The 21783-nt window shown below is 68.3% G+C and carries 19 protein-coding genes and 1 riboswitch; of the genes, 11 read left to right on the top strand and 8 right to left on the bottom strand.

Translation table 11 applies throughout. From position 1 onward, the window contains the following. Positions 1–99 precede the first annotated feature (99 nt). Both hemP and AC06E9_RS10055 read right to left on the bottom strand, forming a co-directional pair. Positions 100–297, bottom strand: a complete 198-nt coding sequence (hemP, locus tag AC06E9_RS10060; RefSeq protein WP_019182448.1) for a hemin uptake protein HemP — start codon at positions 295–297, stop codon at positions 100–102. A 327-nt stretch (positions 298–624) separates the two neighbouring features. Next, a complete protein-coding gene (locus AC06E9_RS10055) occupies positions 625–1593 on the bottom strand; it encodes a potassium channel beta subunit family protein (RefSeq protein ID WP_121042762.1) in 969 nt (322 codons plus the stop codon). A 252-nt stretch (positions 1594–1845) separates the two neighbouring features. On the opposite strand from AC06E9_RS10055, the gene AC06E9_RS10050 reads away from it, so the two are divergent. Both AC06E9_RS10050 and AC06E9_RS10045 read left to right on the top strand, forming a co-directional pair. Beyond that, on the top strand, positions 1846–3144 hold the full coding sequence (locus AC06E9_RS10050) for a NupC/NupG family nucleoside CNT transporter (RefSeq protein ID WP_121042760.1): 1299 nt from the start codon (positions 1846–1848) through the stop codon (positions 3142–3144). A 26-nt stretch (positions 3145–3170) separates the two neighbouring features. After that, a complete protein-coding gene (locus AC06E9_RS10045) occupies positions 3171–4136 on the top strand; it encodes a ribokinase (RefSeq protein WP_088433986.1) in 966 nt (321 codons plus the stop codon). A gap of 289 nt (positions 4137–4425) precedes the next feature. On the opposite strand, the gene AC06E9_RS10040 is transcribed toward AC06E9_RS10045, so the two are convergent. Continuing rightward, on the bottom strand, positions 4426–5025 hold the full coding sequence (locus AC06E9_RS10040) for a phosphatase PAP2 family protein (protein WP_121042758.1): 600 nt from the start codon (positions 5023–5025) through the stop codon (positions 4426–4428). Between the two features lie 133 nt (positions 5026–5158). Here AC06E9_RS10040 and AC06E9_RS10035 point away from each other — a divergent pair, with 133 nt between their 5' ends. The 7 genes from AC06E9_RS10035 (at position 5159) to AC06E9_RS10005 (ending at position 11386) form a co-directional block, all read left to right on the top strand. Next, positions 5159–6016: a hypothetical protein gene (locus AC06E9_RS10035; protein WP_478055994.1), complete on the top strand. Its 858-nt coding sequence runs from the start codon at positions 5159–5161 to the stop codon at positions 6014–6016. 50 nt (positions 6017–6066) lie between these two features. Continuing rightward, positions 6067–6645, top strand: a complete 579-nt coding sequence (locus AC06E9_RS10030; RefSeq protein ID WP_478055993.1) for a hypothetical protein — start codon at positions 6067–6069, stop codon at positions 6643–6645. Beyond that, on the top strand, positions 6642–7979 hold the full coding sequence (locus tag AC06E9_RS10025) for a YcaO-like family protein (RefSeq protein ID WP_478055992.1): 1338 nt from the start codon (positions 6642–6644) through the stop codon (positions 7977–7979). The genes AC06E9_RS10030 and AC06E9_RS10025 overlap by 4 nt, the downstream gene beginning before the upstream one ends. Before the next feature lie 14 nt (positions 7980–7993). Next, on the top strand, positions 7994–8740 hold the full coding sequence (locus tag AC06E9_RS10020; protein WP_282262424.1) for a SagB/ThcOx family dehydrogenase: 747 nt from the start codon (positions 7994–7996) through the stop codon (positions 8738–8740). 191 nt (positions 8741–8931) lie between these two features. Continuing rightward, a complete protein-coding gene (locus AC06E9_RS10015) occupies positions 8932–9351 on the top strand; it encodes a hypothetical protein (RefSeq protein WP_461770629.1) in 420 nt (139 codons plus the stop codon). Positions 9352–9556: 205 nt separating this feature from the next. Beyond that, positions 9557–10549: a tRNA dihydrouridine synthase DusB gene (dusB, locus tag AC06E9_RS10010; protein ID WP_478055991.1), complete on the top strand. Its 993-nt coding sequence runs from the start codon at positions 9557–9559 to the stop codon at positions 10547–10549. A gap of 9 nt (positions 10550–10558) precedes the next feature. Further along, the gene (locus AC06E9_RS10005; protein WP_121042748.1) at positions 10559–11386 is read left to right on the top strand and encodes a methyltransferase domain-containing protein; all 828 of its coding nucleotides are present in this window, start codon (positions 10559–10561) and stop codon (positions 11384–11386) included. Positions 11387–11399: 13 nt separating this feature from the next. Here the strand turns inward: AC06E9_RS10005 and AC06E9_RS10000 are convergent, their stop codons facing one another. Genes AC06E9_RS10000 through AC06E9_RS09990 form a run of 3 tightly spaced genes read right to left on the bottom strand, consistent with a single transcriptional unit; the run spans position 11400 to position 13804 of the window. Beyond that, on the bottom strand, positions 11400–11840 hold the full coding sequence (locus tag AC06E9_RS10000) for a hypothetical protein (RefSeq protein WP_461770631.1): 441 nt from the start codon (positions 11838–11840) through the stop codon (positions 11400–11402). Next, positions 11837–12913: a metal-dependent hydrolase gene (locus AC06E9_RS09995; RefSeq protein ID WP_461770632.1), complete on the bottom strand. Its 1077-nt coding sequence runs from the start codon at positions 12911–12913 to the stop codon at positions 11837–11839. Before AC06E9_RS09995 ends, AC06E9_RS10000 begins: the two co-directional genes overlap by 4 nt. 48 nt (positions 12914–12961) lie before the next feature. Beyond that, positions 12962–13804 (bottom strand): UDP-2,3-diacylglucosamine diphosphatase, encoded by an 843-nt coding sequence (locus AC06E9_RS09990; RefSeq protein ID WP_282262438.1) that lies wholly within the window; start codon positions 13802–13804, stop codon positions 12962–12964. Positions 13805–14132: 328 nt separating this feature from the next. Here AC06E9_RS09990 and metK point away from each other — a divergent pair, with 328 nt between their 5' ends. Together metK and AC06E9_RS09980 are read left to right on the top strand one after the other, a co-directional pair. Continuing rightward, positions 14133–15344 carry a methionine adenosyltransferase gene (metK, locus tag AC06E9_RS09985; protein ID WP_019182462.1) on the top strand — a complete coding sequence of 404 codons (1212 nt, stop codon included), beginning with the start codon at positions 14133–14135 and terminating at the stop codon, positions 15342–15344. A 190-nt stretch (positions 15345–15534) separates the two neighbouring features. Further along, positions 15535–16053, top strand: a complete 519-nt coding sequence (locus tag AC06E9_RS09980) for an acyl-CoA thioesterase (protein ID WP_121042740.1) — start codon at positions 15535–15537, stop codon at positions 16051–16053. 112 nt (positions 16054–16165) lie between these two features. Here the strand turns inward: AC06E9_RS09980 and ppc are convergent, their stop codons facing one another. Both ppc and AC06E9_RS09970 read right to left on the bottom strand, forming a co-directional pair. Then, a complete protein-coding gene (gene ppc, locus AC06E9_RS09975) occupies positions 16166–18877 on the bottom strand; it encodes a phosphoenolpyruvate carboxylase (protein ID WP_478055990.1) in 2712 nt (903 codons plus the stop codon). Between the two features lie 158 nt (positions 18878–19035). Beyond that, positions 19036–21567, bottom strand: a complete 2532-nt coding sequence (locus tag AC06E9_RS09970; RefSeq protein WP_478055989.1) for an alpha/beta hydrolase family protein — start codon at positions 21565–21567, stop codon at positions 19036–19038. 126 nt (positions 21568–21693) lie between these two features. Next, positions 21694–21783: riboswitch (S-adenosyl-L-homocysteine riboswitch) on the top strand.

Genomic DNA, 21783 nt, shown 5'->3' with positions numbered 1-21783 from the left:
CTGCAATCGACGGTTGCGAGGGGAGACCCTCGACCCACGCCGTGGACCGGAGTCGACGGCGGAGTGTCGAGGGGGAGAGAGCTGGGGGAGGAAAGGCCGTTACTTGGTCAGGATCAGCTTGTCGTTGCTGGTATGACGCAGGCGATAGAAACGATCGCCGTGCTGGATCAGGATTTCGCGGCGCCCCTTGAGCAGGGCTTCGCTGTCGATCACTTCTTCCGGCGGGACCACGCGGACCGGACGGTCGCGGAGGGTCAGCGTTTCGGGGCGCAGCAGTACAGCAGCTTGAGTGTTCATCGTCTGGACTCGTTGCGAGGGGCGAGTCAAATGATAATGATTCTCAGTTGACAATCAACAACCATTCTCACTTTGATAGATGGCATTAATGATCGAACATCGACTTTTGATAGCCACTATCAATCGCATAGCGCGCTCGCGTCCGGCGCGAGGGTTGCAGAGCCGGCCAGCGGCCGGCACTACTCTGGCTGGACGGCGCCTGTTCCAAGCGCCGTGTCCCGTTCTGCCAGCCATCCGGGCGCTGCTGGGGTCCCGTTCTATCTACCCCCGCCGCAGGATCGGTAGTGCCGGCCACTGCCCGGCTCCCCCGGATCCCGGCAGACGGGATCAGGCAAAGACCGCTTCCACCTGCTGCCAGATGCTCTCATCAAGCTGCTCGAACAGCGCCAGTGCGCCCAGGTTTTCTTCCAGCTGGCTGACCCGGCTGGCGCCGAGGATCACGCTGGAGACATTCGGGTTGCGCAGGCACCAGGCGATCGCCAGCTGCGCCGGCGAGACGCCCAGCTGCGCGGCCAGCGCGGTATAGCGACGGACCCGCTCCAGGCGGTCGCTGCCATCGTCCAGCACCTGCGCCTTCAGCCAGCCCAGCTGTTCCTGGCCCAGCCGCGACTGCGGGTCCACGCCGGCGTTGTACTTGCCGGTCAGCAGGCCCGAGGCCAGCGGCGACCAGATGGTGGTGCCCAGGCCAGCCTCGGCATACAGCGGCGCGTACTCGCGTTCCACCCGCTCGCGGTGCAGCAGGTTGTACTGCGGCTGCTCCATCGAGGGCGCATGCAGGTTGCGCGCGCCGGCGATGTCCACCGCCTCCTGGATCTGCGCGGCCGACCACTCCGACGTGCCCCAGTACAGCACCTTGCCCTGGCGGATCAGGGTATCCATGGCCTGCACGGTTTCGGCGATCGGGGTATCCGGGTCCGGGCGATGGCAATAGTAAAGGTCCAGATACTCCACCCGCAGGCGCTTGAGCGCGGCGTGGCAGGCGTCGGTGACATGCTTTCGCGACAGGCCGTGCTGGGTCGGGCGCGGGTCGTCGACGGCGCCGAAGAACACCTTGCTGGAGACGCAGAAGCCATCGCGCGGCAGGCGCAGGTCGGCGATCACATCGCCCATCACCTGCTCGGCGCGGCCGCGGGCATAGCCTTCGGCGTTGTCGAAGAAGTTGACCCCGGCATCCCAGGCGGTGGCGATCAGCTTGCGGGCCTCATCGCGGCCGATCTGGTCGCCGAAGGTCACCCAGGCGCCGAAGGACAGGGCCGAGAGCTTCAGGCCGGTGGAGCCAAGACGGCGATAGAGCATGTGGTTCTCCTGCTGCGGGCCCGCGACCGGGCCGGATCGATGCCGGTAAGTGTAGAGCGGGGCGGCACAGTTCCGCGCGGCTTACCGCGGCAGCGGTCTCACGGCCCATGACACGCCGCACGGAAAGCACGCCATGCCTTGCCGATACAGGCCCGATCACGACCGATCGGCTCGCGGACGCTGCTTTTCCTTGCCCCGCCCCTGCCGCTGCTCTAGGCTTCCCGTTTTTCGCGGCGCCCCAAGGGAAGTCTCATGGTCGAAGGTTTGGGCAGGATTGGCTTCGGCCTGTTCGGGTTGGCAGTGCTGATCGGCATTGCCTGGTTGTTCTCGAACAACAAGCGGGCTGTCGACTGGCGCCTGGTCGTCACCGGTATCGCACTGCAGATCGCCTTCGCGGCGGTGGTGCTGCTGGTCCCGGGTGGCCGTGATGTGTTCGACGCGCTGGGCAAGGGCTTCGTCAAGATCCTGGAGTTCGTCAACGCCGGCTCGGGCTTCATCTTCGGCAGCCTGATGGACACCAGCCAGTTCGGTTTCATCTTCGCCTTCCAGGTGCTGCCGACCATCATCTTCTTCTCAGCGCTGATGGGGGTCATGTACCACCTCAACGTGATGCAGATGATCGTGCGCGGCATGGCCTGGGCGATCACCAAGATCATGCGCGTGTCCGGTGCTGAAACCACCAGCGTCTGCGCCAGCGTGTTCATCGGCCAGACCGAAGCGCCGCTGACGGTGCGCCCCTACATCGCCAAGATGACCCAGTCCGAGCTGATCACCATGATGATCGGCGGCATGGCGCACATTGCCGGCGGCGTGCTGGCCGCGTATGTGGGCATGCTTGGCGCCGGCGATCCGGTCGAGCAGGCCTTCTACGCCAAGCATCTGCTGGCCGCGAGCATCATGGCCGCCCCGGCGACCCTGGTGGTGGCCAAGCTGCTGGTGCCCGAGACCGGTACCCCGCTGACCCGCGGCACGGTCAAGATGGAAGTGGAGAAGACCTCCAGCAACATCATCGACGCGGCTGCCGCCGGTGCCGGCGACGGCCTCAAGCTGGCACTGAACATCGGTGCGATGCTGCTGGCCTTCATCGCCCTGATCGCCCTGATCAACGCCCCGCTGACCTGGCTGGGTGACATCACCGGCCTGGCCGCGCTCATCGGCCGCCCGACCGACCTGTCCACCCTGTTCGGCTTCCTGCTGGCCCCGATCGCCTGGGTGATCGGTACCCCGTGGGCCGATGCCACCACCGTGGGCTCGCTGATCGGCCAGAAGGTCGTGATCAATGAGTTCGTGGCGTATTCGGAACTGGCCAAGATCATCCGAGGCGAGGTACCGGGCACGGTGCTGTCGGCCGAGGGCCGCCTGGTCGCCACCTACGCGCTGTGCGGTTTTGCCAACTTCAGCTCCATCGCGATCCAGATCGGTGGTATTGGTGGGCTGGCGCCGGAGCGTCGCCACGATCTGGCCAAGTTCGGCCTGCGTGCCGTGCTCGGCGGTACCATTGCCACCTTCATGACGGCGACCATCGCCGGCGTGCTGACGCATTTCAGCTGATATCCGTTCCCTGAGAAACAGTCTTTATGAGTAGCAGTGTCGTCGTAATCGGTTCCTTCAATGTGGATCATGTCTGGCGTTGTGAGTCGCTCCCGGCCCCGGGTGCGACCATCGCCGGCCGCTACAGCACCGGTCCCGGCGGCAAGGGCTTCAACCAGGCCGTGGCCGCCCGCCGTGCCGGCGCGCCGACCACGTTCCTGTGCGCGCTGGGCGATGACGCCGGCGGTGCGATGGCCCGCGGCCTGGCCGAGCAGGACGGCTTCGCGCTGACCGCCGAGGCCAGCAGCGAGCCGACCGGCACCGGCGGCATCTATGTCGACAGCCGCGGCCGCAACACCATCGTGATCGGCCCGGGCGCCAACGCCGCGTTGAGCCTGGACTTCGTCGAACAGCAGCGCGCGCTGCTGGCCGGCGCCAAGGTGGTGCTGGCGCAGCTGGAATCGCCGGTGGAAACCATCGAAGCGGCGCTGGCGATCGCGCGTGAGGCCGGTGCCACCACCGTGCTCAACGTGGCGCCTGCCGATGCGCCGTCCAGCATCGGCCTGCTCAAGCTGGCCGATGTGCTGACCCCGAACGAGACCGAGTTCGCTGCCCTGCTCGGCCGTCATGTCGGCGAGCGCGTGGATGCCAACGACGTCGCCGCGCTGGATGGCGCCAGCCTGCATGCCCTGTGCCGCAAGCTGGTCGGCAACGGCACCGTGGTGGTGACGCTGGGTTCGGTCGGTGTGTTCGTGTCGCACGCCGAAGAGAACCTGCGTGGCGATACCCAGCCGTACTACCGCGTCGGCGCAGAGCAGGTGCAGGTGCTGGACACGACCGGTGCGGGCGATGCGTTCAACGGTGCGCTGGTGGCCTCGATCGCGCAGGATCCGGACGCGGCGTTTGCCCGCCACGTGCGTTTCGCCAATCAGTTCGCCGGTCGTTCAACCGAGAAGGAAGGCGCCGCCGCGGCGATGCCGCACTTCACCCCGGGTGATGCCGAGAACAAGTAAGCGTCACCGGTGTGGATACCAAGAGGCCAGCGTTCGCGCTGGCCTTTTTTGTTGCTCCACCAGCGTCTCGCTGTGAATCTGGGCGTGTCTCCGCTGGGGTCTGCCGCGAGCGTGAGGGCCCCGTAGCGACCGTGGTCTGGACACGTGGGGCGCGATGTCCTTGTGGGCGAAATCAAGGAGGAGGGGTCGGCCGCAGGCCGGCACCGGGGGACATTCGCCGGCAAGGGCATCGCGCCCCAGCGCTCGACCCACCGGCCGCCGCCGCACCCGGAATCGCAGTCGCCTGCAGTCAGCCGGTACGCCCCAACGTGGGCGGCATGCAGCGCGTGATCCACAGCGCCAGCGCGCCGACCAGCAGCCCGGCAAGCACATCCAGCAGATCGTGCTGCCAGGTAGTGAGCGTCGAGACCAGGATCAGGCCACAGGCGCCGTGCCACAGCCAGCGCACCGCTGCCGCATTCGCCTGCAGCGACTGCCGCCATGTCTGCCAGACCACCACCAGTACCGCAGCGTGCAGCGACGGCGCCATGTTGAAGGGCGCTTCGAACGCGCGCAGTTGTGCGAACAGCAGGCCGCTCGCGCCCTCCGGCTGCGGCAGCACACGCACATTGCCGGTCGGCCAGCACACGAACGCGAGCATGCAGGCAGCCTGCACCAGCGCGATGGCCAGCGCATGGCGGCGCAGGGCGGATCGGGTCGGGCAGAGGAAGAACGTCAGCGGGTACAGCAGGTTCAGCGCCAGGTACGGCCAGATCGTCCACGCCCAGAACGGGATCGCCTCGTCCCAGCGACCATGCAGGCTGCAGGTCTGGGCCTGGCTGGCGGCCCAATGGTTGGTCCAACTGTAGCCATGGATGAACATCGCGCCGAGCAGCAGCATCCACAGCATCGCCTCGCGCCAGGGCGGCTGGGGGACGGAAGCGGTGGCAACAGGCGGCGTGGGCACGCGCGCACCGTAGCAGAACGTGGCCCGCCTGTTTGCCGCTATCCTTGCGGTTTCGCGGATACACGGACTGTACGCAGTGGCAGCAGCAGGCAGTCAGCAACACGCACGCCCACACGCGGGCGAACCACGCTGGACGCGCAATCCGGCGTGGGCGCTGTTTGCGCAGACCCATGCGCAGCGCCAGCTGCTGCTGGTGTCCGGTGGCGCCGACGAACTGTATGTGGTCGATGAGGCCGATACCCCGACGGTCATCGAACGGATCCTCGGCCACTGGGAAAACGACACCCTGGCGATCCTGCAGGACGATGCCGAGTGCGGCCCGGCGGTCCGCCAGCTGATACGTCTCGGTGTGCTGGTGCCGTTGCGCGCTGCGCGCAGAGTGACGCGCTACGCACTCGACTGGCTCGGCGAACCGCTGCCCGGGTTGGCCGACGCTTTCGACCAGCATGCCAGTGCGGATCTGCAGCGCGTCGATGCGGTCGCCGATGCCGACCTCCTCGTGCTGGTCCGGCACGGGCTGGGCTGGGAACAGGCCTTGGCCCGCTACCGCACGCAGATGCCGGCACAACCGCATCTGCTGCTCGACCTCAGCTATCACCACACGCTCGCGCTGGGCCCCTATGTGGTGCCCGGCCAGAGCGCCTGTGTGTATTGCCTGGGCAACCGGGTGCTGCGCCGCTGGGGCGAAGCACCCGTGCCGGCGATGCCGACCGTCGCAGCGCAGCCGGCACGGATTGCGGCGCTGGTCGCGCCGTTGCTGGATCAGCCGCCGCTGTTGCTGGGCTATCTCGAACGCAGCGTCTGGCTCGACCTGCATCGCCTGCACGGCGAGCGCGACCGGGTGCTGCGGCTGCCGTGGTGCCCCGCCTGCCAGGGCGGCGAAGTGTCGCTGCCGCCACCGCTGTCCTTGCCTTGGGACACCGGGCGCCCGTGATAATGTGCGCCACGCGCCGGGCGTTTCCGCCCCGGTCAATGGAGTGACCCATGTATCGCCTGCCCACCCAGTTCGATGCCAGTGCTTCACGCCAGGACCTTGCCGCGGCAGGCGGCGGCTCGACGTCGACCACCTGCAGTTCCTGCATCGTCACCCTGCTCGGTACCTCGGTGCTGTCGGCGGTGGTGCTTGGCAAGCTGGACCCCGTAATACCGGCAGCCGTCAGCAGCGACACACACCCCGCGGCCACCAGCGTCGACACCCGTACGGACCTCCACCCCCAGCCACCTGCGTTGCCGCAGGCACCGATCAGCGCTGCGACGCCGGAGCGTCCGCAGACACCCGTTGCTGTCGTGCCGGCGGCCGGGTTGAGCCGCACCAGTCGGGTGTTGCTGGGGCTGTTCGCCTTGCCGCTGGCCGCGATCGGCGGCGGCATTTTCATGAGCACCGCCAACCCGATCTTCGGCCTGTTCGTTGCCGTCGGGCTGTATGTCGGGATTTACGCCCTCGTCTACGAGCGCTCGGGGCGCTCGCTCGGGCGCGGCATCGGGATCGGCATTGCCCTGCTGCTGGGCCTGTTCGCCGTCGGCGCCCTCGAGATGATGTTCTGGCTGAGCGTGATGAAATGAGCCGCGCCGCCGTGCAGGCGGCGCAGCCGGAAACGCCCACGCTGTCCTCGCACCTGCTGCATGGCGCGGCGCGTTCGCGTTGTGGTCTGGTGCGCCCGGCGCAGCCGATCGAGGCCAGCCCCTGCGATGCAACCGGGCCCTTGTTCCAGGGACGGCGCGTGCACAATGCCGCCACGCCGGCCGACCCGGCCAATCCCTGGCAGGGGGTTTCGGGCGCGGTCGCCCTGGATGCCGAGGCGGCCGCCGATGGCGCGGTCGCCGAGGCACTGGAGCGGCTGGCGGCGGCGCAGGCGAGCGTGGAAGTGCGTCGCCGCGATGCGCTGACGCCCGCACAACGTCTGGACGAATCGGCGTTCGCGCTGTTCTCGGCGCGCCAACGCGCCACGCCGGGCTTCCCGTGGCCGATGCCCGAACACGATGACGATCTGTTCGCGGCGGTGCATGCGCTGGATGACAACCGCAGGGTCTGGGTGCCGCAGGAACTGGTCGGACTGGGTCCGCGCCGCGGCCTGGCGCGTCTGCCGTCGACGTCCAGTGGGCTGGCAGCGTGGCGCGATGGGCGCGATGGCGCCTGGCTGGCGCTGTTGCGGGCCGCCCAGGAGCTGCTGGAGCGCGATGCACTGGCGGTAACATGGCTCAATGGCGTGGCCGGCCGGCGGATCGCGTTGCCGGCCCAATGGCAGGCCTTCGCGCACGAGCGCGGTGGCGAACTGCAGGCCTTCGACCTCACCCAGCACTGGAACCCGCACCCGGTGATCGCCGTCGCGGGCGGCATCCCGTTCGAAGGCCGCCCCCGCCACGTGCTGGGCATCGCCTGCCGCGCCGAGCCGGGCGAGGCGCTGCACAAAGCGCTGCTGGAATGGCAGCAGGCGCTGACCTTTGCCGCGCATCTGTGTAGCCGCGAAAGCGCCCGGCTGCCGCGCGATGCCGCAGCACTGCGCAGTTTCGATGAACATGCCGCGTTTTACACCCTGCGCCCCGAGCTATGGCCGCAGCTGCCGCTGTTCGGGGAGGCGGGCGACAGCACCTTGCAGCTGCCCCCGCCAAGCGCAGCGCTCCGGCCCGCCGCACCGCGCGCCATCGCCGAGCTGGATCTGCTGCGGCGCCGGCTGGGCCGTGCCGGCATCGCGCTGTACTACCGCGAGTTGACCACCGCCGATGTGGCCGCGGCCGGCCTGCGGGTGATGCGGGTGGTGTCGCCGCAGCTCAGCGGCCTGCACGCCGACGAGCGTGCGCCGTTCCTTGGTGGCCGCTGCCGGGACGTGGCCTGGCGTTATCCCGGCGTGCCGCACGGCGGCGCGTTTCCCAACCCCTTTCCGCATCCATTGGGCTGACCCCCGAGGACCGCATGCCGTCACCGCCTTCCCCCTGGGACGATGCCCCGCTGTTCCATCTGTTCTGGCACAACGGCGAACTCAATCCCGCGCGCGCGGACGTGATGCGCGCGCGGATCGCCGAAGATGCCGCACGCGCCTGGTCGCCGCCACGGCCGTTGCATGCAGCCGCCGGCGTCGCCTTGCCGGACCCGGTACACCCCGGCGATGCCCTCGCGCAGCGCCACAGTGGCCGCCGCTTCGGTGACGCGCGCTGGGGCGCCAAGGAACTGGGGCGCGTGCTGGCCCCGCTGCGGGCCCGGCCCGGCGACAGTGACACGCGGCGTCTGCCATCCGGTGGGGCCAAGTACCCGATCCAGGCCTATGCCGCGCTGTACGGCAACGACGATGCGACCGCGGCAGCGCCGGGCATCCATTGGTACGACCCGCTCGAGCACGCGCTTGTGCCGGTAGCGCCCTGCCCCGCATGGCCGGCGCTGTCCAGGCTGCTGGGCGTGGACTGGCCCGAACGCCCTGCAGTCGTGCTGTTCCTGATCGCCGAGCCGGCCGGCACGCTGGCCAAGTACGGCGAGCGTGGTGGCCGCTTCGTGTTGATCGAGGCCGGGGTCTGGCTGGGGGCGCTGGGGCAGGAAGTGGCGGCGATGAATGCCGCCGGCTGCGCGATCGGCTCGTTCGAGGATGCCGCCGTGCTGGCCCTGCTCGGGCTCGACCCGCGGCGGCATCTGGCGGTGTTGGCCTATGCGTGTGGTCCGGCGCCCTGAACGATCGCCGGAATCGCGGAGAGCGTTGACGGCCGTGGCCGGACCGTCTGCGCTGCGTATCGACTGTTGGTCGCTGTGCCTTCCCGCGTGCGACCACGACCGGAAATTGCCAGCGAATGGCCGCTGGCTGGGTTGCCCCGATGCTGCAGCCACTCGACCATGAGCTCCCCCGCTCACGGACGACGCACGTTATGACCGACACCCCCTTCTGGATGCTGCTGGCCGCCACCGGCACCGCGCTTGCCGTGCTGCTGCACATTGGCTGCATCGCCTTCGGCGCGCCGTGGTATGAATTTTTCGGCGCCGGCCAACGCATGGTGCGACTGGCCCGGGCCGGGCGTGCCGAACCCGCCGTGATCACGGCCGCGATCACCCTCGTGCTGGGCATCTGGACGCTGTACGCCTTGTCGGCCGCCGGCTGGGTCCGCCCGCTGCCCGGCACCCGCTGGGTGCTGCTGGGGATCATCGGCATCCTCGGCGGCCGGGGCCTGGCCGGGCTGATCATCGGCCGGGTCCGCCCGGGCTACAACGGTGCGCGCTTCTGGTATGCCAGTTCCCTGACCTGCCTGGCGCTGGCCGCCCTGTACGTCGCCGGCACCCTGACGCGGTAGTACCCGCCGGCAGCCCCTGAGCACGCGATGGCCGGCCAGCGGCCGGCGCTACCGGTAACCGGCCAGCATCCGCCGCCGCTGGGGACGACGGAAGCAATCGTCAAGCATATGCTCATGACCGGTGCGCATCAGGCCCTTCCGGATCGGCCTGAACAGGCGCGCGGTGGGGGCGGCCGGCACCGGCGCAGCGCTCTACAATGGGCGCATGCAGATTGGCCCCTACAACATCCAGCCCAACGTGGTGCTGGCGCCGATGGCCGGTGTCACCGACAAGCCCTTCCGCCTGCTGTGCAAACAGCTGGGTGCAGGCTTGGCTGCCTCGGAGATGACCATCTCCGATCCGCGCTTCTGGAACACCCGCAAATCGCTCCACCGCATGGACCATGCCGGCGAACCGGACCCGATCAGCGTGCAGATCGCCGGTACCGAGCCGCAGCAGCTGGCCGAGGCGGCGCGCTACAACGTGGACCACGGCGCGCAGATCATCGACATCAACATGGGCTGCCCGGCCAAGAAGGTGTGCAACGCCTGGGCCGGTTCGGCGCTGATGCGCGATGAGGATCTGGTCGCGCGCATCCTGACCGCGGTGGTCAACGCGGTGGACGTGCCGGTCACCCTGAAGATCCGCACCGGCTGGGACTGCGACCACCGCAATGGCCCGCGGATCGCCCGCATCGCCGAAGACAGCGGCATCGCCGCGCTGGCCGTGCACGGCCGTACCCGCGACCAGCATTACACCGGCACCGCCGAGTACGAGACCATCGCCGCGATCAAGGCGGCGCTGTGCATTCCGGTGATCGCCAACGGCGACATCGATTCGCCGCAGAAGGCCGCGCAGGTGCTCAAGCAGACCGGCGTGGATGCGGTGATGATCGGCCGCGCCGCGCAGGGCCGCCCGTGGATCTTCCGCGAGGTGGCGCATTACCTGACCACCGGCGCGCTGCTGGCGCCGCCGTCGGTCACCGAGGTACGCGACCTGCTGCTGGGCCACCTGCATGCGCTGCATGATTTCTATGGCGAGCAGCAGGGCGTGCGCATCGCGCGCAAGCACCTGGGCTGGTACGCCAAGGACCGGCCGGAAAACGCCGCCTTCCGTGCGGTGGTCAACCGCGCCGAGGATGCCGCCAGCCAGGTCGCCCTGACCACCGAATATTTCGACGCCCTCGCCGCCGGCGAATCGTTGTCGTCCGCTGCCTGAGCCTTCGCCATGACCCCGCCCATCACTGCACCGACCTATCTCCACGGCTTCTCCGATACCGAGCAGCACCGCCTGGTCACCCAGTCGCGCCTGTTCGAATCGAGCATCTTCAGCGGCATCGATTACGGCGGTGCCACGCGCCTGCTGGAAGTCGGCAGCGGCGTGGGCGCACAGACGGACATCCTGCTGCGGCGGTTCCCGGAGCTGCACGTCACCGGCGTGGACCTGAGCGAGGCGCAGCTGGCCACCGCCGCCACCAACCTGGCCAGGACGCCATGGTGCCGCGAGCGCTACACGCTGCTGCAGGCCGATGCCGGCAACCTGCCGTTCGGCGCGCGCGAGTTCGATTCGGCCTTCCTGTGCTGGGTGCTGGAGCATGTGCCCTCACCGGCGCGGGTACTCAACGAAGTGCGACGCGTGCTGGTGCCGGGTTCGCCGGTGTATGTCACCGAAGTGATGAACGCCTCGTTCCTGCTCGATCCGTACTCGCCGCATATCTGGCGCTACTGGATGGCCTTCAACGATTTCCAGTACGACCACGGTGGCGATCCGTTCGTCGGCGCCAAGCTCGGCAATCTGCTGCTGGCCGGTGGCTTCCGCGATGTGCACACCGAGATCAAGACCATCCACCTGGACAACCGCGAACCGGCCCGTCGCAAGACCATGATCGCGTTCTGGGAGCAGCTGCTGTTGTCGGCCGCCGATCCGCTGCTGGAGGCCGGCCTGGTCGACCAGGAAACGGTGGACGGCATGCGCCGCGAATTCAGCCTGGTCCAGAACGACCCGAACGCGGTGTTCTTCTTCTCCTTCGTGCAGGCCCGCGCAACGGTGTATTGATCGCGGCGCGGCGCTAGCGCGTTGCCCAGGCGACCAGGGTCACCACGACCGCTGCCGCCAGCAACACCCAGATACCCAGTCCGCCCCGATCCCCCGGGGCCACCGTGCTGCCACCGGCGGTGTTGCGGGCGCCTTCGCGCGGGCGTGCGGTGGGTGTGTTGCCCACTTCCAGGGTGCCGGTGGCCGGCCGCTGGCTGCGCTCGGTGAGTTTGTTCTGCATGCGTCGCGCGCGCTCGGGATCGACCTTGCGCAGCTCGTCCAGCAGCACCTGCTGCTGGCGTTCGCGGTCCGGCTGCGCCTTGGCCTTGCGCAGGATCTCGCGCAACGGCACCGCCGGCTGCTCGGCGGAGCGGCCCGGGGCCAGCTCCAGCAGCAGCGCGCGATACTCCGGCGGCACATCGGCCAGCCGGGTGTAGCGCGTGCCATTGATTTCCATGTCGAACCGCTCGATCACGGTGCCTCCGTCCAACCTGCCTTCGGTGCCATCACATCGGTGCCCGGCGGCGCATGCCAGATGCGCTGCCACAGGGCCGCGAACCGGCGCTTCAGCATCGACCTGCCCTGCTCCCCTTCATACGCCGGGCGCAGCTGTCGCGGTGTGATCGCGGCCCAGCCCTCGCCCTCGGCCCGCGCGACCGCGAAGGTGAAGGTGTACTCCGGCTCCAGGCCCATGCGCAGATCGCTGAGCCGCAGTTCGCCATCGACCACCTGGGCACGCATGAAGCCGCGGTTGAACCAGTTCAGCCGCTGCACGGCCGGCAGCTCAGCCGCCTGGCGCAGGGCCTGCACATGGGAGGGATGGCCCTCGAAGGTCATCGGTCCGTGGTCGGCGATCAGCGAACGCTCGCCGATCACGTAGCCGTTGGGCGTCATCGCCACCACCTGCCAGAGCAGCGTGTTGAACGGCATCGCCACCGAGAAGCGCGGCGCATCGCCCAGCCCCATCGCCGCCAGTGCGCGGTCGGCTTCGCGATCGACGGTGTGCTTGGCCAGCAACGACCAGCCCAGGTAGCCACTGCTGAGCACCAGCCCGGCCACCAGCGCCTTCTGCGCCAGCGGGCGCGCCCGCGCGAACCACGCCACTGCGCAGGCGAGCAGCAGCCACACGGTGTACAGCGGGTCGATGATGAAGACGCTGGCCCACATCGTCGGGTGCGGGGTGAACGGCCACCACAGCTGGGTGCCGTAAACGGTGAAGGCATCCAGCAGCGGATGGGTGATCAGCGCCAGCAGCATCGCCCAGAACCAGCGCCCCGGCGCCTGCGCCACGCGGCCGTGACCGAACCGTTTGAACAGCCACCAGATCAGCGCGGCCACCCACGGCAGCACCAGCAGCGAGTGGCTGTAGCTGCGGTGTTCGACCATCAGCGCCACGGGATCGGCAGCCGTGAAGGCCAAGACCAGCGCATCCAGGTCCGGCAGGGTGCCGAGTGCGGCACCGGCCAACAGGGCAGCGCGGCGATGGCCGGCCGGGGCGATGGCGGCGGCGACCGCGCCGCCGAGAACGATCTGGGTAAAGGAGTCCATCGGCCGATGCTAGCAGCCGGGACTGGCCCTGCGCCTCTGCCCTTCTGCTCAGGCCGCTCTGGCTAGTGCGGCGCTGCCGGGAAGCGCCGCCAGGGTCTGCCCGGTGTGATCCAGCAGCCGCAGGCTCCCATCCGGCTCTTCGGCCAACGCGGTCAGGCTTTCCACCCAGTCGCCGTCGTTGGCATAGATCAGCCCGTCGCGTTCGACCAGCGCGGCGCGGTGGATATGCCCGCAGACGATCCCGTCCAGTCCGCGCCGCCGCACATCCGCAAGCCCGGCCTGGACGAAACGTTCGATGTAACGCTCGGCCGCGCCGCTGCGCTTCTTGAGGAATTCGGAGAGCGACCAGTAGCGCTGGCCGAGCCGTCGTCGCACGGCGTTGAGCAGGTGGTTGCCGGTGAGGATGCGGTAGTACAGCCAGTCCCCGAACTTCTCCTGCAGACCACCGAAGTGGGTGACACCGTCGTAGTCATCGCCGTGCACGACCAGCAGCCGGCGCCCGTCCGCGGTCACGTGGATCGCCCGCCGACGCACCTGCATGGCCGGCAGCATCAGCCCGCAGACCTTGCGCAGCGAGGCATCGTGGTTGCCCGGGATGTAGATGATCTCGGTGCCGGTGCGCTGCAGCGCGTGCAGCGCCTGGATCACCTCGCTGTGGGCCGGCCGCCAGGCGGCCCGGCGGTGCGCCATCCACCACAGGTCGATGATGTCGCCCACCAGATACAGGCGTTCGCAACGCAGCTCGGCCAGGAACCGGGCCAGTTCGGCGGCATGGCAGTGGCGTGAGCCCAGGTGCACGTCAGACAGGAAGACGGCCCGCCGATGGGGCGCCAGGGTCGTCACGGGCCGCGTGGCAGCCTCCCGCGCGTCGCGCTGCTCGAATGCGTGCATGGCGTGCTCCTCAGGTCCGGCGGCCGGATGCGCCGAAGCCTGCACGGCCCCGGCGACAGCCCGATGGCGGTTTGACGACGGGCCGGTGACACGCCTCCGGCCTCGCGAGCATCCGGGCGCCGGCGCATCGGCGTTGGCGGCAGGCCATTTGTCACGCCCGTGGAACACTGGGCGGCGACGCTGGGCCCCAATCCCGTCACACAGGGCCCTGCGACGGGCACGCGGGCTTAACCACGGGCAACCCGTGCTGACGCACAATGCAAGTGCGCGACTTGCCGTGTATCATTCGCGGCCATCTTTCCATCCGAATCAAAGGATATTACGCCTGATGTCCAGCTACCTGTTCACCTCCGAATCGGTCTCCGAAGGCCATCCGGACAAGATTGCCGACCAGATCTCCGATGCGGTGCTGGACGCGATCCTGACCCAGGACAAGCGTGCGCGCGTGGCCTGCGAAACCATGGTCAAGACTGGCGTGGCCATCGTCGCCGGTGAAATCACCACCAGCGCCTGGATCGACCTGGAAGCCTTGACCCGCAAGGTGATCCTGGACATCGGCTACGACAGCTCCGACGTCGGCTTCGACGGCGCGACCTGCGGCGTGTTGAACCTGATCGGCAAGCAGTCGCCGCACATCGCCCAGGGCGTGGACCGCAAGAAGCCCGAAGAAATGGGCGCTGGCGACCAGGGCCTGATGTTCGGTTATGCCACCAACGAGACCGACAGCTACATGCCGGCCGCGATCCACCTGTCGCACCGTCTGGTCGAGCAGCAGGCCAAGATCCGCAAGAAGAAGAACTCGCCGCTGTCCTGGCTGCGTCCGGATGCCAAGAGCCAGGTCACCCTGCGCTATGAAAACGGCGCCGTCTCGGCCATCGACGCGGTGGTGCTGTCGACCCAGCACGCCCCGGGCGTGAAGCAGAAGGACCTCATCGAGGCCGTCCGCGAAGAGATCATCAAGCCGGTGCTGCCAGCCAAGTGGCTGCACAAGGGCACCAAGTTCCACATCAACCCGACCGGCAAGTTCGAGATCGGCGGCCCGGTGGGCGACTGTGGCCTGACCGGCCGCAAGATCATCGTCGACACCTACGGCGGCTGGGCCCGTCACGGTGGTGGCGCGTTCTCGGGCAAGGATCCGTCCAAGGTCGACCGTTCGGCGGCTTACGCGGCCCGTTACGTCGCCAAGAACGTCGTTGCCGCCGGCCTGGCCGACCGTTGCGAAGTGCAGGTCTCCTACGCCATCGGCGTGGCCGAGCCGACCTCGATCTCGGTCACCACCTTCGGCACCGGCAAGATCAGCGATGACAAGATCGAGAAGCTGATCCGCAAGCATTTCGACCTGCGCCCGTACGGCATCATCCAGATGCTGGACCTGATCCACCCGATGTACCAGCAGACTGCGGCCTACGGCCACTTCGGCCGCAAGGCCAAGGAGTTCAGCTACACCAACGGTGCTGGCGAACAGGTCAACGCGACCGCCTTCTCCTGGGAGAAGACCGATCGCGCCGCCGCCCTGCGCGCGGATGCGAAGCTGAAGTAAGACCTCGAAAGGGCCGCGAAAGCGGCCCTTTCACTTTGTAGGTAGTGCCGGCCGCTGGCCGGCTGGCCGCGCGCAGCGCGGCAACTATCGAAGAAGCAACGACGGGCCGCGATAGCGGCCCGTCGTCGTTTCAGCCTGCCGGCCAGCGGCCGGCACTACCGGGCCTGCCATCGCCCGCTACACTCCCCCCATGCCCGAATTCAAATCCAACCAGCTGTCCATGACGGTGCTGATGTCGCCGGACATGGCCAATTTCTCCGGCAAGGTGCACGGCGGCGCGGTGCTGCGCCTGCTCGACCAGGTCGCCTACGCGTGCGCCAGCCGCTATGCCGGCAGCTACGTGGTCACCCTGTCGGTGGACCAGGTGATGTTCCGCCAGCCTATCGCGGTCGGCGAGCTGGTCACCTTCCTGGCCTCGGTGAACTACACCGGCACCTCCTCGATGGAAATCGGGGTCAAGGTGGTGGCCGAGGACATCCTCAAGCGCAGCGTGCGCCACGCCAACAGCTGCTTCTTCACCATGGTCGCGGTGGATGACGACGGCAAGCCGACCCCGGTGCCGCCATTGGTGCTGGAAACTGCCGACGAACGCCGCCGGCATGCCGCCGCGTTGATCCGCCGCCAGCTGCGCGAGGAGATGGAGCAGCGCCACCTGGAGCTGCTGGCATCCAATCCGCCCGCACCGGGCGATCTGGTCGAGCAGGTCTGAACCCTGCGCCATGACCCACGGTCATGGCCTGCCGGGCAGGTATCGACCGTGGGTCGATACCTGCCAGATGGCGCGCGCTGCCGGCCAGCGGCCGGCACTACCCCGTCATGGCCTACCCGGTGTTCTGTACGCCCTGAGAAACACCGTTCACACACGCCACCAGCGCGCGCAGTACGTCATCGTCTTCGCCCCCGCTTTCACGCCAGCGGCGCAGCAGGTCCACCTGCAACACGCTGATCGGATCGATGTAGGGGTTACGCAGGCGGATCGACAGTGCCAGGCGCTGATCGTGCTGCAGCAGTTCATCCTGCCCGGTCAACGCCAGGATCCACTGCGAGGTGAGCTCCAGCTCGCCCTGGATCTGCGGGAAGAAGCGGCCATGCAACGCACCGGACAGCTGCGAGAACTGTTCGGCGATGGTCAGGTCGCCCTTGGACAGCACCATCGCGATGTCGTCCAGGAAGGTGCTGAAGAACGGCCAGTCGCGCGCCATCTCTTTCAGGAGGCCTTCGTGACCAGCGTCGATCGCCGCCTGCAGGCCACTGCCGACGCCATACCAGCCCGGAATCACGGCCCGCGCCTGGCTCCAGGCGAACACCCACGGAATCGCGCGCAGGTTGGTCAGTGCGGCATCCTCGCCCAGACGGCGCGAAGGGCGTGAGCCCAAGGTCATCCGCTCGATCACGTCGATGGGCGTGGACAGGCGGAAGTACTGCATGAAGTCTTTCTGGCCGACGAAGGCGCGGTACGCCTCCGAACTCTTCTGCGCGATCAGGTCCATCACCGGGCGCCACTGTTCCTCGCGCGGTTCCGCTGCGCGCGGACGCAGGCTGGAGCGCAGCACCGCACCGGTGGACTGCTCCAGTGAGCGCAGCGCCAGTGCACGGATGCCGTACTTGCGATGGATCACTTCGCCCTGCTCGGTCACGCGCAGACGGCCGTCGATGCTGCCACGCGGCGAGGCATCCACGGCGTGCGTGGTCTTGCCGCCGCCGCGGCTGATCGAGCCGCCACGGCCGTGGAAGAAGGTCAGCCGGATGTCGTTCTCGGCGGCCACATCCAGCAGTTCCACCTGGGCACGTTGCAGGCCCCAGCGCGAGGCCGCGATACCACCGTCCTTGCCACTGTCCGAATAGCCGAGCATCACCATCTGCACATCACCGCGCGAGGCCAGATGGGTGCGGTAGACCGGGTCGGCCAGCAGATCGCGCAGGGTGTCGGTACCGCGCTTGAGATCGTCCACCGTTTCGAACAGCGGCGCGATGTCCAGCGGCACCGCGCCGGCGTCATCGACCAGGCCGCCGCGACGGGCCAGCGCAAGCACGGCGAGCACATCGCTGCGATCATGCGCCATCGAGATGATGTAGCTGCCCAACGCGTCGGCGCCGTGCCGATGACGGGCATCGGCCAGCGCCGCGAACACTGCATCCAGCCGTTCGCCGCCTTCTTCGTTGCTCGCGGGCAGCGCCTGCTCGCCACTGGCGAACGGGGCCAGGCGCGCCGCGCGGGTGACCGCATCAGCGGCGTCCCAGGCCTCCTGCCCATCCAGCACGCTGGCCAGCGCCCGGCCGTGCACGCTGGACTCCTGGCGCACATCCAACCGCGCCAGGTGGAAGCCGAAGGTGCGTACCCGCCACAACAAGCGACGCACCGCGAAACCGCCGGCATGGTCGCCCTTGTTGTCGTGCAGGCTGCGCAGGATCAGCTCGATGTCGTCGGTCAGCTCCTGTGGGGACGCATACGCACCGTCCGCATCGTCCATCGTCGCCTGCACGCGTGCGCGCATGCGGTCGTTGAGCAGGCGATAGGGCATATCGGCGTGACGCGGCCGCGAGGTGACCTTGGGCAGCAGCGTTTTGTAATGGTCCACGCGCGCCTGCAGCGCATCGCTGACCGCCACCCGCTCGGTGGACTGGCTGAGCAGGCTGGCCAGCTGCAGCAGGTCTTTCTGGTAGCGGCCGAGTACGGCCTGGCGCTGCGCATCGAGCGTGTTGCGGATGGTGCCGGCATCCACGTTGGGATTGCCGTCCATGTCACCGCCCACCCACGTGCCGAAGCGCAGCAGGCGCGGCAGCGGCAGTTCCTCGCCGTAGGTATCCAGCAGCGCCTGCTGCAGCGATTCGTACAGCACCGGAATCACCCGGTACAGCACCTGCACCAGATAGAAGCCGACATGCTCCCGCTCGTCGTCCACGGTGGGGCGCACGGGCGAGGAATCGGTGGTCTGCCACGACGCCGTCAGGGCCATGCGGAAACGCGCCGCGTCGGCGGCGGCTTCACCCGGCGTGCGCTGGCCGTCCAGGTTGTCGACCAGGCTGGCGACCATCAACTGCTCTTTTTCCAGCAGCGCGCGGCGGACTGCTTCGGTCGGATGCGCGGTGAACACCGGCTCGATATCGATGCGCGGCAGCCACTGCGCCAGCTCGGCCAGGGTCACGCCCTGCGCTTTGAGCTTGACCAGTGCGTCCTGCAGGCCATCCGGCTGCGGCGTGGCCGTACCGGCACGCTGGTAGTCGCGGCGGCGGCGGATGCGGTGCACGCGCTCGGCGATGTTCACCACCTGGAAGTAGGTGCTGAAGGCACGCACCATCGCTTCGGCGCGCGCCGGCGGCAGGCCGGTCAGGACGTCGTTGAGATCGGACAGCGGGGCGTCGCTTTCGCGGCGGGCGATGGCGCGCGTACGCACCTGTTCCACATCATCGAAAAACTGCGTGGAGACCTGCTCGGCGAGCAGGTCGCCGACCAGTGCGCCGAGTCGGCGTACATCGTCACGCAGGGGAATATCGGGAGTGGCAAAAACGATGCTGCTACGGTACTCGTTCATCTGCGACGCACTGGCCTCGGGAACGGAATCCGCTCAAGCCTAACCCACAATGGGGTCATTGCTGCGTCGCGCAAATAGTTACATCTGGTAGTGCCGGCCGCCAACGGCCGGCACTCCCCATCCTTTCCCGTACCGGCCAACGGCCGGTACCTCCCGCCTCAGCGCTGCTTCTTGATCGGCTTGCCCGGACCGACGGTCTGCTCCAGCCAGCGCTCGCTCTCGGCCAGCATGGTCATGATCGATTCGCGTGCACGGTAAGCATGCGATTCATTGGGCAGCATCACCAGGCGCGAGGTACCGCCCAGCCCCTTCACCGCGGCGAACATGCGCTCGCTCTGGATCGGGAACGTGCCGGAGTTGTTGTCGTCCACGCCGTGGATGAAGAGGATCGGGTCCTTGATCTTGTCGGCGTAGTTGAACGGCGACATCTTCTGGTAGACGTCCTGCGCCTGCCAGTAGTTGCGCTCTTCGGCCTGGAAGCCGAACGGAGTCAGCGTGCGGTTGTACGCACCGCTGCGCGCGATGCCGGCCTTGAACAGGCGGGTATGCGCGAGCAGGTTGGCGGTCATGAACGCACCGTAGGAGTGGCCGCCGATCGCGATGTGCTCACGGTCGGTCACGCCACGCCGCACCACTTCATTCACGGCCGCCTCGGCATTGGCGATCAGCTGCGGCAGGTAGGTGTCGTTCGGCTCCTTGTCACCCTCGCCGATGATCGGCATCGAGGGGCTGACCAGCACCGCGTAGCCCTTGGCCAGGAACGCCTGCGGGCCCCAGTAGCTGATCGCGTTGAAGCGGTACGGGGAATCGGTGACCTGGCTGGCCGCTTCGGCGGTCTTGAACTCGCCCGGGTAGGCCCACATCAGCAGCGGCAACGGACCGTCCTTCTTCGCGTTGTAGCCCGGCGGCAGCATCAGCGTGGCCGTCAGGTCGACGCCATCGTTGCGCTTGTAGCGGATCTGCTCCTTGCTCACCCCACGCAGCTGCGGCAGCGGGTGCTGGAAGTGGGTCAACGCCGTCGGGGCGGCGGTGGCATCGGCCAGCGACTGCACGTAGAAGTTGGCCGGCTCATCGGGCGACTCGCGGGTCAACAGCAGCGAGGTGCCTTCCTGGTCGAGCAGCGCCACCGGCGCGGCGTAGGACGGCGCCTGCGAGTGGAACAGGCGGGTGGTCTGCTTGCTGTCCAGATCAAGGCGATCCACGAACGGACGGTCGCCTTCCGGCGAGGCGCCCAGCCCGTACAGGAAGATGCTGCGGCCATCTGCGCTGACCTGCAGCCGCGAGCGACCGTTGACGTCGCGCACCAGGCCCGGGCGGCCCGGGTCGTTGTAGCGGTCCTGCGAGGAACGCGCCGACAACAGCTCGGCCGCCTTCTCCGGCTGGTCAGGCGCGATCCGCCACTGCTTGACCTCGCGGTTCTTCCACCACGATTCGTTGAGCAGCGCCAGATCGCCACGGCCCCACTGGATGCCCGCATAACGGCTGCCCAGCTGCGCCAGCGTGACCGGCGGCTTATCGAACGGGGCCGCCTGCATCAGCACCGCGTCGCGCACCTTGGCCTCGCGGTTCGGGTCGCCGCCGTCCTGGGCTTCGGCCCAGACCAGGGTCGCCGGGGCATCGGCGCGCCAGTCGATCCGGCGCACGCCGGTGGCCACCGCATCGTTGCCGGTCGGCAGGCCTTCCTTCAGCGGCAGGTCGGCGACGGTGTGTTCGAGCTTGCCGTCCACCGCGGACAGCACTTCGATGCGACGCGCGAACGCGCTGGCGGGCACCAGGTAGGAGTACGGACGCACCACCCGCTCGCTCAGCAGGTAACGGCCATCCGGGGAGAGGGTGACATCCCAGTACACCCCACCGGTGGACAGCGGCGTGGTCACGCCGTTGAGCGCGACCTTGGCCGGCTGCGCGCTGGCGTAGTAGTCGAAGAGGCGGGCATCGGCCTCGTTCTTGAGCATGTCCTGGTAGGTGCGGATCGTGCGCACACCGGCGTCGGCCTCGGTCTGCTGGATCGCCGGGCCGGTCGGAATGCCGCCAGCAGCCGGTGCCGCACCCTGGCCCTTGAGCTGCTGCATCACCAGCAGGCCACGGCTGTCGGGCTGCCAGCTGTAGCCATCGCCCATCACCGTGTTCAGATCACCGACCAGGCGGCGCGCCGAACCGGCGTCGACATCGACGATCCACAGTTCATTGGTGTGGGTGGCCGCGTGCACCTGATTGAAGGCGATGTACTTCTGGTCCGGCGACCAGGCAAAGGTGGCGATCGACAACGGCTGCGGCAGCCCGCTGATCTGGCGCTCCTTGCCATCGGCCACGCTCATCAGCCACAGCTTGTCGGCGAAGCTGAAGCGGCTGGCCGACTGCGTGGCCGGGTTGATGCGCAGGCCGGCCAGCTTCAGTTCGGGCTGGGCGACGTCGCCAATCGACGGCAGCGGCGGCGTCTGCAGCAGCGCGGCCAGATCACGGCGCGGGGACAGGCTCAGGGTCGGGGCACGCGGTGCATCGACAACAGCCTGCAGGGCCGGCGAAGGCAGCTGGTAGCCGCCCTGATCGCCCTTGGCGGCGGCTGCGGTCGGCGCAGTGGTCTTCGCGGCCGGGGCGGCGGCCAGCGCCAACGGCGGCACCGCCAGCAGGGCCAGGCCGAGGATCAAGGTATGGCGCCACTGAGCGCGTCGACCGGGGGTGCGTGTCATGTTTTGTGCCTGTGCTGATACGAACCCCCGACCTTAACAGCCGCGCGCCGATCGCCCCCCTGCCGATGGTTGGGGGCAGGGACCGATTCATGCCAATGCAACCGGCCACGATATAATGGGTGACCCTCCACCGAGGGGCGCTGCGACCGTTCCGGACCTTGTCCGGGGGCGGCCAGGCTCGGTGGCCAGGATTGGTTCCAACGGCGCCCGGCGAAC

The organism is Stenotrophomonas sp. Steno-Z10-BAI (genome assembly GCF_056393115.1).
The sequence above is the reverse complement of the archived record's forward strand: the minus strand, read 5'-3'. Positions and strand labels throughout refer to the sequence as shown.